The sequence below is a fragment of the Flavobacterium granuli genome, from assembly GCF_031456055.1.
In the GTDB taxonomy this organism is placed as follows: Bacteria; Bacteroidota; Bacteroidia; order Flavobacteriales; family Flavobacteriaceae; genus Flavobacterium; species Flavobacterium granuli_A.
Genome location: NZ_JAVDTX010000001.1, coordinates 648,192 through 662,352 on the forward strand (window position 1 = coordinate 648,192; position 14,161 = coordinate 662,352).

Annotated in this window: 13 protein-coding genes; all 13 read right to left on the reverse strand. The window is 36.2% G+C overall.

Features of this window, described 5'->3' with window-relative positions; genetic code table 11:
- Positions 1–11: 11 nt before the first annotated feature.
- Complete coding sequence (locus J2W95_RS02755; RefSeq protein WP_310003706.1) at positions 12–1,037, reverse strand: 2-hydroxyacid dehydrogenase; 1,026 nt, start codon at positions 1,035–1,037, stop codon at positions 12–14.
- Positions 1,038–1,278: 241 nt separating this feature from the next.
- Positions 1,279–2,898, reverse strand: a complete 1,620-nt coding sequence (locus tag J2W95_RS02760; RefSeq protein ID WP_310003708.1) for an LVIVD repeat-containing protein — start codon at positions 2,896–2,898, stop codon at positions 1,279–1,281.
- A 191-nt stretch (positions 2,899–3,089) separates the two neighbouring features.
- Positions 3,090–4,364: an alginate export family protein gene (locus J2W95_RS02765; RefSeq protein WP_310003710.1), complete on the reverse strand. Its 1,275-nt coding sequence runs from the start codon at positions 4,362–4,364 to the stop codon at positions 3,090–3,092.
- Positions 4,365–4,385: 21 nt separating this feature from the next.
- Positions 4,386–5,027 (reverse strand): SCO family protein, encoded by a 642-nt coding sequence (locus tag J2W95_RS02770; RefSeq protein ID WP_310003712.1) that lies wholly within the window; start codon positions 5,025–5,027, stop codon positions 4,386–4,388.
- A 32-nt stretch (positions 5,028–5,059) separates the two neighbouring features.
- Positions 5,060–5,827 carry a formylglycine-generating enzyme family protein gene (locus J2W95_RS02775; protein WP_310003714.1) on the reverse strand — a complete coding sequence of 256 codons (768 nt, stop codon included), beginning with the start codon at positions 5,825–5,827 and terminating at the stop codon, positions 5,060–5,062.
- A 26-nt stretch (positions 5,828–5,853) separates the two neighbouring features.
- The gene (locus J2W95_RS02780; protein WP_310003717.1) at positions 5,854–6,231 is read right to left on the reverse strand and encodes a c-type cytochrome; all 378 of its coding nucleotides are present in this window, start codon (positions 6,229–6,231) and stop codon (positions 5,854–5,856) included.
- Positions 6,232–6,277: 46 nt separating this feature from the next.
- Positions 6,278–7,768, reverse strand: a complete 1,491-nt coding sequence (gene nirK / locus J2W95_RS02785; protein WP_310003719.1) for a copper-containing nitrite reductase — start codon at positions 7,766–7,768, stop codon at positions 6,278–6,280.
- Between the two features lie 280 nt (positions 7,769–8,048).
- Positions 8,049–8,291, reverse strand: a complete 243-nt coding sequence (locus J2W95_RS02790) for a cytochrome C oxidase subunit IV family protein (RefSeq protein WP_310003721.1) — start codon at positions 8,289–8,291, stop codon at positions 8,049–8,051.
- A gap of 12 nt (positions 8,292–8,303) precedes the next feature.
- On the reverse strand, positions 8,304–8,885 hold the full coding sequence (locus J2W95_RS02795; protein WP_310003723.1) for a cytochrome c oxidase subunit 3: 582 nt from the start codon (positions 8,883–8,885) through the stop codon (positions 8,304–8,306).
- Positions 8,886–9,047: 162 nt separating this feature from the next.
- Positions 9,048–10,013 (reverse strand): DUF438 domain-containing protein, encoded by a 966-nt coding sequence (locus J2W95_RS02800; RefSeq protein WP_310003725.1) that lies wholly within the window; start codon positions 10,011–10,013, stop codon positions 9,048–9,050.
- A 42-nt stretch (positions 10,014–10,055) separates the two neighbouring features.
- Positions 10,056–11,831 carry a nitric oxide reductase activation protein NorD gene (locus J2W95_RS02805; RefSeq protein WP_310003727.1) on the reverse strand — a complete coding sequence of 592 codons (1,776 nt, stop codon included), beginning with the start codon at positions 11,829–11,831 and terminating at the stop codon, positions 10,056–10,058.
- An 86-nt stretch (positions 11,832–11,917) separates the two neighbouring features.
- Complete coding sequence (locus tag J2W95_RS02810; protein WP_310003729.1) at positions 11,918–12,709, reverse strand: CbbQ/NirQ/NorQ/GpvN family protein; 792 nt, start codon at positions 12,707–12,709, stop codon at positions 11,918–11,920.
- A gap of 106 nt (positions 12,710–12,815) precedes the next feature.
- On the reverse strand, positions 12,816–14,156 hold the full coding sequence (locus tag J2W95_RS02815; protein WP_310003732.1) for a cbb3-type cytochrome c oxidase subunit I: 1,341 nt from the start codon (positions 14,154–14,156) through the stop codon (positions 12,816–12,818).
- Positions 14,157–14,161: the final 5 nt, after the last annotated feature.

Genomic DNA, 14,161 nt, shown 5'->3' on the forward strand with positions numbered 1-14,161 from the left:
TTTATTTTTATTTAAATTAATATTGCCGCTTTATTTTCAATTTCCTTATTCTCTAATAAAACTTGAATATTTCCAAATGTTACCAAAGCAATCTGCGTTAATGCTTCATTCGTAAAAAACGCCTGATGCGCAGTAACCAAAACATTTGGAAAACTCATCAAACGCTGGATTGCATCATCCTGAATAATATCAGCTGAAAGATCTCTGAAGAAAAGTTTCTCTTCCTGTTCGTAAACATCAATTCCCAAATAACCTATTTTTCCTTCTTTCAAACCTTCAATAGCACTCGCTGTTTCAATTAATCCACCACGACTCGTATTGATAATCATTACGCGATCTTTCATCAACGCAATTGATTTTTTGTTGATAATGTGTTTGGTTTGTTCATTTAAAGGACAGTGCAGCGAAATGATCTCCGATTCTTTGAAAATAGTCTCTAATGAAACAAAAGTTACTCCATCCTTCTCCATTTCAGAATCTGTAACAATATCATAAGCCAAGATATTACAGCCAAAACCTTTCACTATCTTAGCAAACGCTTTCCCTATATTTCCTGTTCCAATAATCCCAACTGTTTTTCCGCGTAAATCAAAACCTAATAATCCGTTTAAAGAAAAATTTTGTTCCCGAACACGATTATAGGCTTTATGTGTTTTACGATTTAAAGTCAAAATCATCGCAATAGCATGTTCAGCAACAGCTTCAGGCGAATAGGCTGGAACACGACAAACTTTAATTCCAAATCTTTTAGCCGCTTCCAAATCAACATTATTGAAACCTGCACATCTCAAAGCAATAATTTTTACATTTTTTTTAGCTAATTTTTTAATTACAGATTCGTTAACAACATCATTTACAAAAACACAAACAACATCTGTGTCCTGAATTAATTTTGCCGTTTGCTCATTTAATTGAGTGTCAAAAAATTCTAATTTGTAACCAAAATCAATGTTGTGTTTTTCAAAAAAGACTTTGTCGTAAGCCTGGGTTGAAAAAAAAGCAACTTTAGCGGTAACTGATATTTCCTTCGTAGACATAATAATAAGTTTGTTTTTTTATGATTCTAAAATTACAAATTACAATTGAATCAAGTGTTCTTAAAATACTAAAATCACCAATAAAACAATTACTTATAATTTTACAAGTCAATTAATAACGACATTAAACAAACAATCTTGAAAGCCAACTGAAACTAACAAAAGTACATACCTATAAAATAAAAAAGAGGCTGTCTAATACTAGACAGCCTCTTACTATTTTCAGCCTAAAGCTAATTTATTATTTCAATTTACCTTCATTTCTATCATCAATGAAATTTCCTGTGATCTCAACACCACTATTTTTTGTTACAGTTCCAGTAATTATCATGTGCCCGCCTGTACCTAAAAATTTAATTTTGGCTCCACTATTCAAAATCACATTACCATAAACCATTAAATCACCTTCTATGATAAGAGTTCCATTAACAATTAACGTAGATGAATTTCTTGTAGTACCAATAAATAAACCTCCTTTTATAGAAAAAACACCATTACTGTTTACTGTCACTCCTTGAGCAGCAGCAAGAACTCCACACCAATTAAGATTTTGGTTAACATTCACATTATAAAGTGACTGATCACCTTTATAATTAAATGTTTCTCCTGAGTTTACGTTCAAATAAGCAGAACCTGGATAAGCAATAAAACCATCACAAGCAAGTGATTGAGGGCCACTGCTAATTTTCTTGATAATTTTTAATCCTCCATTTCCAGAAGCTACAAAAATATAGTCTCCAACACTCTTCACATAGTTTGCAGAACCTCCTAATTGAATTGACCCTAAAAAAGATAAACTGCTATTTACATTTTTATAAACAGAAACACCCGCAGCTCCATTGGCAACATATACAAAATCACCGTTTACAGATACCGCATTAGTAACTACATCACCAGCATCAACATCAGCTAAATTAGTTGGCAATGACAAACTCTGAAGTAAACTTCCTGAGTTTAAATTATATACTTTTAGACCCTGATATCCTTCAGAAACCAACAAATTATTTCCTTGAAAATCAATTGTTCTTTTAGCATCTGCAACATCTTTAGAAGTTGAAAATGATAAAAGCGGACTTAAATTATCAGCATTAAATACTTTCACACCATCGGTACCACTTAAAACTACAATTTTATTATCGATACGTCTCAATGCACGTAAATCGGCAATATGAATGGTTGTCTCTATAGTATTTGTGGCTTTGTCAATTTTTGCAACAACACCATTACTTCCAGAAATGCCATAATATTTAGAATCTGCAACCGCAACTCCAGTACCAACATTACTTTCTAAAAAAACTGTATTATAGGTATCAGTCAACTTTCCAGCTTGAAGCGGCATTTTTCCAACAAATGCTGGACTGCTTAACTTTGCATCTTTATCAACATCCATTGCTCCAGCCAAGAAAAGATTTCCATTATCGTAAACAACAGTGCTAATATCAACATTCGGCAAAATCGCCTGTACAATCAACTGTGGATTATTAGGTTGAGAAATATCGATTACATCTATACCTCCTAAATAAGTTTCCCCTTGTGTGTTATAAGAAACATACACATAATTGTCCTTAACATCAACATGCGTCGCTTTCAAAGTCAAGCCGTTATAAGTAGGAGGATTAAACTCTGCCAATAGTGCCATTGGGAAATCAGAAGAAGTTTCATTTGCTTTACCAGTAATTTTACCTGTAACCAAACCGATAACACCAAGATTATCGTTATTCATTCTGCTTGACAAATTTTGAGAATTTGTGTTTAAAATAACTTTTTCATTTTGATCTTCATTAACGTTATCACCATCATTTTGACAACTTTGAAAAACCAAAAAAGAACAGGCAAGCAGCCCAAAAATACTTTTTTTCATAAATTAAACTATTGTAAATTATTATTTTTTTGGGGGGTGCAAATGTACGCCTTTTTTAATTAAAATCGATATATCAATAATGTTATTTAACAAATAAGCATAAAACCATCTACGAAATCGATTTTTATTACCATATTCACAAAAAAAGGAGCCCCAAGTGAAGCCCCTTTTTCAATACAAGAAATTAATAATTATTTAAAAGAAAAAATCTGGGGATTCACATTAATCATGACCCAAGCCCAATTGTTGGTGTGATCAACATCACCGCCTTTCAGTCTCTGCATGGTATCTGTGGCAAACATTTGTGAATATCCACCAGTAATATTGATAAACTTGTGAACGGCATAACCGGCCGTAAAATCAATTTCCGTCCCAAGATAACTGTCCATTTCATTTCCTGTGGCATCCAATACAGTATTGGCGGCAGTAAAAGCATGTGGCAATAACCCAAACTGCCATTTATTAACCACGTATCCAAATTTCAGAAAAGCGTCTTGTAAGCCAACCGAATTTTTATGATTCCCCACATAGAAATAATCCATATACCCATTGAATCCATGATTCGTCCCAAAAAGAGGACTAAACGATTTTATGTCGGTGCTGGTATTGGCTTGGCTTTTTCCGGACAGAAATTCATAACCAAAACCCACTTTGAATTTATCAGTTAATACAAAATTAAAATTAATTGCGGCATCAAAAGCACTTACTGTATTAGTCGCGCTTTTCCCTGTTTGACCATAGAACCATAGATTCCCATCCCATGATTTTCCTTTGGTATTCATATACGTTCCAAAAGTCTGCATATAATCTACTTTTAATTCTGGTGTTGGTGTTGGAATTGGAGCAACAAGTTTATTTTCGTAACCCGTGTTTAAAAACAGTAAACTCATATTTATTTTACCCAACTCAGTATGATACCAAGCATATTGCATCGTTTTGTAATTAGGAACCGTATAAGGTGTTGCGATGTCTGTTTCTCCATTGGCATTATAGGCAAATGCTAGATCTAATTGACTTTTTTTAGTTTTATAGGTAACCATAACTGCATCATGACTTTGTCCTTGTTGAGCCCAATCAACTTCACCAAGGATACGCTGATTGTCATACGAAATCACTTGACGTCCCAAACGGGAGCTCCAATTTTCATTAAAATTGTATTGTGCCCAAGCTTCATACAATTGGATTCCGTTCACATCCGATTTGGTATTTGTCGCAACATCGCCCCAAACACGGACATTTTGTATTGTAAGTTTTGTAACAAATTTCTCTTGCTTGAAGTTCAAGTTCAAACGTGTCCTGCCTGATATGAACTGACCTGGCGTTTCTCCGTAAGGAATTGGTGCTTTATAACCATTTCTGAATTCGTAACGGGGCCTAATTTGCAAATTGGCATCAAATTCTTGGGCAAAAATATTCCCACTGGCCATTAGCAAAACTGCCAATGCCGTTAATTTAAATATTTTCATTTGGTATTTTTTTGGGTTAGGTTAGTTTAATTTAACCGCTTCTTCGGTTATTTTTTTGATGGTTGCGTCTGAGTTTACTCCCAATCCTTCTTGCTGATAAGCTAATTCTCCTTCGGCGTTAAAAACACTTATGATGTTGGAATGTGAAAAATCCATCGGAGATATTTTTTTATAATTCACAGCCAAAACTGCTGCAAATTCTCTTGTATTTTCTTCTGTAGATCTCAAAAACTCCCATTGGTCTCCTTCCATTTTATTTTCAATTGAAAAGGCTTTGAGTCGTTTTGGAGTATCCACTTCAGGATCAATGCTCACCAATACCAATTTTACATTTTCCTTAATATTATCCGGCAAACGAGATTCAATATTACGCATATCTGCCACCAGTCTAGGACAAGCAGATTTGCAGGAAGTATAAATCATGACCATTACAAGCACTTTACCTCTCAAATCTACCATTTCAATATGCTGACCATTTTGATTGGTCCATTTGGAAGGCAAATTATAAATAGACAATTCCGAAATTGGTTTGTCCTTATCTACAGCTTCTTTTTTATTGCATCCTTGGAGAGCAAAAAGCAAAACAAATACTGGCAAAACAAGTAAATAAGACCATCCTTTTTTCAGGATCTCTTTTTGGTTTTGGTTGAATTTTGATTTCATGTTTTTAAATTTTGGTAAGGCTTAAACTGCCATTAATCTTTGGCACATCGAAAACCTAAGTTTTTTGTAGTATAGTTGGCTTTCAGGCTACCTCTAAAAGCATAGCGCATAAAAGCGGCATAATTCATTAAATCGGTGGCATTTACTGATCCGCTTCCGCAAAAGAGATTCTTATCGGTGTCCTTATCTTTTCTGGATTCGCCCGAAAGAAAAATGCTGTTGAAATCAGAAGTCCATTCCCAAACGAGTCCATGCATATCATAAACACCCCAATAATTTTTGAAGGTCTTTCCTATCGGATTCGCATAGGCTTTTGGCTTTTCATACCAAGACATGATGTATTTATTAAATTCTTCTTTGGTACGGGCATCTACTCTTTTTTCATCGGCCATAGCCACATATTCCCATTCGTCCATCGATGGTAAACGTTTACCTTGGCACTCGCAATATTTTTTAGCTGCAAACCAAGAAACATTGGTTATGGGAGCATCGCTTAGATTATTTTTTCCGTAACTGAAATCACTTTCCCATTGGGACAAATAACTTTTATCAGCAAAAAGGCCTTTCATTTTCGAACGGCTGTATGCTGGATACTTTTTTACAAAAACAAGATATTGCGCATTGGTAACCGGATAAACATCCAATTTAAAAAGCTCAACTTTGACTGGCTTTTTGTTGGTAGCACCATAAAGGGGGACAAAAGTCCCCCCATTAATAGATGCCATCTTAACTTCTTGAGCACAAAGAACACTGCTTATAAATAATAAAAAGAAAGTCGTTATTTTTATTTGTGTAAACATTACTGTTCTTTTTGCTTTAGTAATTATTATTTTCTTTGGGCTTTCACCATTGCTAGTGTCACTACTTTTTTGGTATTTCCCCAATTTGCATAAACATAAGTAAGCACGTCAGCAACTTGTTGATCACTCAAAGCCTGAGGAGGCATAGCCGTAGTATATTTTTTTCCATTTACGGTCATTGGAATATTTGACCCTTTGATTACTTGCTTAATGGCACGATTCACATCTGCATTCAAATAATCCGATTTTGCCAATGGAGGAAATGCTCCCGGAATTCCTGCACCTGTAGCTTGGTGACAAGCGATACAAGTTTTTGTATAAACACTTTTTCCTTTATTTACATCTTGACTAAAGCCTTTCAAACCTAATCCAATCATTGCGATGCAAAGAATATACTTTTTCATTATTATTTTAAATTATTGATTATTATTTATTGTTTTTATTCTAATATTAATGACTTGCTGTTGCTTTTGGAGCTGGTTTTGCTCTAACTGCTTTTACCATAGCTGGCGTTACGACAGTTTTATTATTACCCCAACTGTTATAAACATAAGTCAATACATCAGCAACTTCGTCGTCTGTCAAATTTTGACTGGTCATCACGTTGTTAAATTTCTTGCCGTTTACGGTAACTTCTCCGCTTAATCCGTGTAATACAGCACCAATGGCTCTATCTGGGTTAGCATTCAAGAAATCTGACTTCGCCAATGGAGGGAAAGCGTTTGGAACCCCTTGTCCTTCTGATTGGTGACAGGCAAAACAGGTTCTTCCGTATAATTCCTTACCTGATTTAATCGATTCTGGAACCGTTTTGGCAACCGTACTTTTTACTACGCCGTTCTCTTTTGGCATGTTTTGAATAGTTCCTCCTTCAGGCAAATAAATTCCTTCTTGAGTTGTACCAGAATATACTTTTTTGTTTTCTTCTCCTTCTACTTTCAACATTCCAAGAGCCCCTTTGTTGAATGCTCTAAAGATAGAGTGATCCACCAAAATAAAAGTGCCAGGAACATCCACTTTAAACTCTACTATGGCTGAACCACCTGCAGGAATCAAAGTTGTTTGAACATTTTTGTTAATCATGTCACCTCCTTCAATATGGACTTTATCAAAAATCTCACCAATTACGTGGAATGAAGAAACCAAGTTTGGTCCACCGTTACCCATATAGATACGCACTGTTTCCCCCACTTTTGCAGTGATCGCTTTATCTCCAGCCACAGCACCAACTTTTCCGTTGAAAACCACATAATCAGGTTGTTCTTTAATTGCTTTATTCATGTCAAACGGTTGGGAACCTTGTTCTCCGTATGCTCCTTTGGTATAAAAATCCCCTTGCATGATGTAGTATTCTTTATCCACTGGAGGTAATCCTCCTTCTGGTTCAACCAAAATCAAACCATACATTCCGTTTGCAATGTGCATTCCAACTGGAGCGGTAGCACAATGATATACGTATAAACCTGGATTTAAAGTTTTGAAATTAAATACTTTTTCGTGTCCTGGCGCTACCAAAGATGATGTCGCTCCACCTCCTGGTCCTGTTACCGCATGCAAATCGATATTGTGGGGCATTTTGTTATCTGGGTGGTTTTTCAAATGAAATTCCACTTCATCACCAGCCCTAGTTCTGATGAAACTTCCGGGAACTGACCCTCCAAATGTCCAATAGGTGTATTTTACTCCATCGACCATTTCACCTTCCTGCTCTTTGATTTCCATATTCACAACTAGTTTCATTGGTGGACGATCTCCAACTGGTTTTGGAACAAGTGGCGGAGCAGTCAATTCGGCTTCTTTTTGGCCTACCATTTTAATGTTCTCGTAATAATCGGCATCATGTGCTTCTTCTTTTTTGGCACAAGAAAAAATAGTAACAGCCACAAATAATGCAAAAGCAATAATTTTATAAGGCTTGCTAAAATGGAATGGTTTTTTCATAATTGGTTCGTTTTAAAAGTGGTTTTTTATATAAAGGATATTTTTATCTTTTTTAATTGTCCTGTAAAATTAAAATATGAGCTCTTAAAAAATACTGATAAATATCATGTTTCTTAACTATTTTTTAAGAATTATGTCTTTTGAATTTTTAAAGACTATAAATAACTGATATTCAATCTCAAATATAAAACATTTAAATCTTTCTTCAATACTTATACGATTAATTATACTACAAAATATTGCTTCGTCATCTTAGAATCCTAGTGCTTCATATATACCTTTATTTTATCCCGATAATCAAAATCACAATCAGTCCCAAAGTAAGCGCCAAACTGATTTTCCAAAACGAATGAGCCTTTTTTAATTCCATAAATTGGAAAGCAACCAAAAGAAATTTAAATGTGGCCAAAATCATTATCAAAGCAACTACACTTTCACGAAAAACAGAAGAATTGGCAATAAAAGATGTCGCCATAGTTGCAATTAGCAACAATCCATAAATTAAAATGAGTGATTTTTTCATCGGTCTATATTATTAAAACAATAAATAAAGAATTGGAAACAACAACAGCCAAATCAAATCACACATGTGCCAAAAAGCAGCACAGGCTTCGACGTCTTCAACAGCGGTATCAGAGTTTTTCTTTTTCATTCCGTAGTTTGTCCAAGCCAGAATAACCAATCCCATAATCACATGGATTACGTGAAATCCTGTCAACAGCCAATAAAAAGTGTAAAACATATTGGTGTCCAATGAAATGCCACTTTCTATTTTATGGTAATATTCAACGCTTTTGAGTGCCAAGAATAGAAATCCTCCCAACATAGCCAATTTAAAATATACCGATGATTTCTTGACTTCGTTTTCTTTAAACAGATGCACTGCATTGGCCATAAAAAGTCCGCTTGTCAATAAGAAAACAGTATTTACGGCGCCAAACGCTGTATTCAATTCCATTCTGGATTGGTGAAATACTTCTGTGTTTTCACTTCCGTAATACACGAATGCAACTAACGCCATTCCGAAAGTAATGAGTTCGAGAAAAATGATAATCCACATCAGGATTCCTCCCGGCGGATAGTAGATACTTTTATAATTTATTTTTAGAGTTTCCATTTTTTAAATTTTAGATTGCAGATTGCAGATTTTAGATTTATGAAGCAAGACATTTTAGATGTTGAAAACTTATGTTTGATTATTATTGCTTTCTTTTTATATTATGGCAAAAAAGCAAAATTTTTCCGCTCCAAAATCTGAAATCTGCAATCTTAATTCTATTTACTCCCAATCCAACAATCGTTTTTCGCCCTCAATTTTCTTGATATCCGTAATATCCTGAGACATTTCGATCACGCCTTTGTAATTTTTATCGGCATCCCTTACTGCGAAATAACGGATGTAAATCAGGCGTTCTTTGTAGTTGATCCAAAAAGAAGATTCGTTTTGGGTTCCTTTTCTGAATTCTTCCAAGATTTTGAGAACCGTTCCCACGCTTTTTGGAGGATGACAAAATTTAACTTCACGGCCAATAATTCCGGCACTTCTAGGAAACACGCGCTCTTCACCCCTATTATAAAAAATCACTCTGTCGTTTTCGTCCACATAAGTCAAATCCAACGGCATCGTTCTGAAAAGCAAGTTCACCTGATCCACCGTCATGTATCCTTCATCAAAATGAGAAGTGTTTTCTAATGAAAAAGGCATTTCCCTAATGGTGAAATCCTCGCTCGGATGTATGTATTCAACTTTTGGGAAAGGCGGTGGCGTTTGGGACAGCATCCAACCGATTTCTTCTTCCCCTTTTCGCATTTCTATCCAATCATTTTCGGTAAGGATGTCCAATGCATTTGGGAACAAAACGCTTTCTTCAACTCCCATTAATCTGTAAATTCCATCCACTAAAAATGGAGTGTTTGTTGCAGCATTATTGGGGTTATCCATTTTGAGATAATACTGAATCAAGCGAAATTGCTCTCTCAAATTGTCATGAAACGACCACATTCCCTGAGATGGTCCAACCCAGCCTTTCTTTTCCAAAAAAGGAAAAAGCTGATTTTCTTTGCGGGCAAATCGTTTCTCTATTGTAAGCAATTGATTGAATATGTTGGTGTATTTTGGCAAATCAATCGATGGGTCAACATTTTTTATCTCTTCTAAAAGAGACACTATTAATTCTTTTTCCTGAAAGTAATTCCAAACTGGATGACCTTCTTGTAATTCGGGTATTTGAATTGTTTCTGTCATTTCAATTAAATTTTAAAACCATTAAAAATGGCTTATTCATTCTTATTTCTGGTGTTTTATCTTTTCGTATAATTTCACTAACGATTGCAGCAACTTAACAGGAGTGGTCAAAATTTGATAGTGGTTTTGCCCAAACATTTGAGGCAAATAATATTTGGCTTCGGCCTCGATGGCCAATGCATAGGAATTGATGTTTTTCGAATTGAGTTCGCGAAGGGCTTGCTTCACATCATTCACTCCATATTTCCCTTCGTATTTATCGTAATCGTTGGGTTTTCCGTCCGAAATGAGGATCACCCATTTGTTTTTTGTGCTTCGTTTGTCGAGGCGAACTCCTGCGTGCCGCAGTGCTGCTCCAATTCTTGTGTAACCACTTGGTTCCACTGCGCCTACTTTATGTTTGGCAACATTCCAATTTTCATCAAAATCTTTGATGGTTAGGTAAGTCGAATAATTTCTGGTTTTGGAATAAAAGCTGTCAATCGAAAAATCAATATTGAACTCGTTAAGAATTTCCCCAAACAAAATGGAAACTTCTTTCTCCACATCAATCACTCGATTTCCGGCAGCATACCCGTCGCTTGAAAGGCTTATATCAAGCAGAATCAGAATCGACAAATCTTTTTCCTTTTTCCGATTCGAAACATAAATTTTATCCGAAGGCGTTCTGCGGGAATGCACATCGACATACAAATCGGTTATCGCATCGATGTCAAATTCATCGCCTTGGGTTTGTCTTTTTTGCTGCAGCATTTTGTTGTCGACATTCGTCAGCATTTTGCGCAATCCCATCAACGTAGATGCATTTTTTGTTATTGTTTTTTTGTAATAATCAGGATCAGTTTTTAATTGCAACTTTGGATAGACTTTACAAAAATTTTCTTTGTAGCTGTTTTTACTGCAGTCCCATTCATCATAACTGTGATGAAAACCTTTGTCATCCACAGAAGCACTTTCGGAAATGGTGGTGTTTTCCATAAAATCGGATTGGTAAACGGAATGTGCCGTATCGTCAACGCGAACGGTGTATTTCATATTCAACTCTTCCAACGCGTCTTGATGGTCTTCCAATTCATCCGAACCGTCAAAATCTCGCCAGTTTCCGTTGAATTCTTCGGCGGTTTCCACTTTTTCAAAATTATGCAGCATCACATAATCCTCCTGTTGCTTTTTGTCGAGTTCGACTGTGATTACTTCCTCAACGGCTTTTGCTTTAAGCGTTGTTAAAGGCTGAATCTCATTTGGTTTTTTGGTCTTGTCCGAGAAGTTTTGCAACACATTGTCACTATCGATTTGCGGTTCATTTTTCATCCATTTGCCAAAAAGCCAAGAGAAGTCAGGGCCTTTTTTAGCATCAGATTTTTGGATAAAATGATTTTTTGCATTTGCCAAAAAAGGTTCGCCAATAGAAAACTCTTTAAACAAAATGGCAAGAACATCATCGGATGTTTCCAATGCTTTTTGCTGTGAAAAAGATAATTCCGGTTCAACATCTTCGGAAGTCCAATTGTAATTTAAGCGCTGTTGCACGCTGAGATACAACATTCGAAAATGATAAAAAGTAAGATTCTCTTCCAGAGTAGGGAATTCGGCAAACGAAATCGGAAGGAAAAAATTATTGTTTTTGTATCCTCCTTCCCTTTCGGCAGGAAATATCTCGATTGGATTTCCAGTCAAAGCACGCGCCATAATAGTCAGACGCGGTTTTATATCAGCAAGCGTAACCGTTCTGGCTTCAATTTCGGGATTTATTTTTTTTCGGCTTTTTAAATGCTTGAAAAACTTCCCAACTAAGTATTCATCTATCTCGAAACCCATAATTTTTCAGTTTACAGTTTTCAGATTTCAGAATTCAGTCTCAGAGCTAACTGATAACTGCAAACTGATAACTGACAACTATTTTCTTATATCATCAAATTGCACAAATCTTTCAGTGCTTCGATTGTTTGCAGATCATCAGTCAGCGGTTCTACAACGGCCACGTGAACGGCCAATCGTTTTGGTAAACCGCTGTGGATGATTTTGGCGGCATCAACTAAAAGTCTTGTTGAAACCGTTTCGGTCAATCCCAATTCGGTTAAATTTCTAATTTTATTACCAATAGCTACAAGTTTTTTGGCTGTGTCATGGTCAATATTGGTCTCTTTAACCAAAACTTCAGTTTCAATTTTTGGTTCTGGATAATCAAAAGAAAAAGCTATAAATCGTTGGCGTGTGGAAGGTTTCAATTCCTTAAAACCTCTTTGGTAGCCAGGATTAAAAGAAGCAACCAACATAAAATTTTCGTGCGCTTTGATGGTTTCGCCCAACTTATCAATATACAGTATACGTCGGTGATCGGTCAGGGAGTGAATCGCCACAATCACATCGGGACGGGCTTCTGCAACCTCATCTAGATAGATCATCGCACCTTCTTTTACGGCAGTGGTCAACGGTCCGTCAAGCCAAACTGTTTCTGCTCCTTTGATGATAAATCGGCCAATTAAATCCGTTGAAGATGTTTCTTCATGACAACTGATCGTAATAAGATTTCTTTCCAATTGATGCGCCATATACTCCACGAAACGGGATTTCCCTGTTCCAGTAGGACCTTTCAACAAAAAGGGAATTTTATTTTTATAGGAATGTTCAAAGACTTCTATTTCTTTGCCTACGGCGTGGTAATAGGGTACGGGTATTAAAGTATCTACTAACATATTTTTAGATTTTTTGAAAAAAACCGAAACGTAAAACAATAGTTTTTATGGAAATGGAAATTCAAAAACTGTTGTCTAAACGTTCCGGTTTAAAAAAAGGGCTCGGTTAGTTTTTTTTTATTTCTAAAGCTTCGTCGGTTGGTCGTCCATATTTAAAGAAATCAAATATGAACATACCTATTCCTGTGGCGAACATCGTGGCGCAGATCAACAATACCACAAAGTGAATACTGATTTCGTTTTGCACGACCATAAATTCCATTTTCATTTTTCGTTCCAAATAAACCTGCACCACTCCGGCTACTCCAAAAGCAACTGTCATTCCTAACATTCCGATGTTGGATAGCCAGAAAGCGGCCATTCCTGTTGCACTTTGGTATCTTTTTCGTCCAGTTAAATTCGGCAATGCATAGCTGATTATTGCCAAAACAATCATTGCATAAGCACCCCAGAAAGCGTAGTGTCCGTGCATCGCAGTTACTAAAGTTCCGTGAGTATAAAGATTAGTTTGTGGTAAAGTGTGTGCGAATCCTAGTAATCCTGCTCCAACAAATGACACTATCGAAGAACCGATTGTCCAGAATAAAGCGATTTTATTAGGATGGCTTTTTTCGCCTTTGCGGTACATATTGACAGCAAACAATGCCATTGCCAAGAAAGCCAATGGCTCCAACGCAGAGAAAATACCGCCTACGATTAACCAAATTTTATTTACTCCTATATAATAATAATGGTGTCCTGTTCCTAAAACTCCTGAAAGGAATGTCAATCCAACGATTACGTATAACCATTTTTCGATTACTTCTCTGTCAACACCAGTCAATTTGATCAATAAATATGAAAGAATACCTCCCATAATTAACTCCCAAACACCTTCAACCCACAAGTGAACTACCCACCAACGGAAGAACGAGTCCATTACCTGACTGTCAAACCAAATCATTCCTGGAAGATATAACAAGGCCGCAAATAGCAATCCCATTGTCAGTACCAAAGCCGTTGTCGTTCTGCGTTTTCCTTTGTAAAGCGTTCCTAAAATCAATCCTAAGAACAGCAATACATTGATAACTACCAGAAAATCCAGTTCTCTCGGGATTTCAAGAAATTTTCTTCCTTCCCAGTGGTTCAAGTGGAAGCCTATAATGGCTACAACTCCAACAACGGCAAGGGAAATTAATTGTACATAAGCCCATTTTACGCTTATCAGTTCGCGTTGCGCTTCTTCGGGGATAATGTAATAGGCGGCTCCCATAAAACCTGTCAGCAGCCAAACGACCAACAAATTGGTATGCACCGCTCGGGCAACGTTAAAAGGGATAATATCGTGTAATCCTTGGATACCTATTCGGTCAAAACCCATGATAAAACCATAGACAATCTGCAGTGAGAACAATAGCATGCACAGTGCAAAAAACCAATAGGCTACTTTTTGTGATTTATATTTCATTTTTG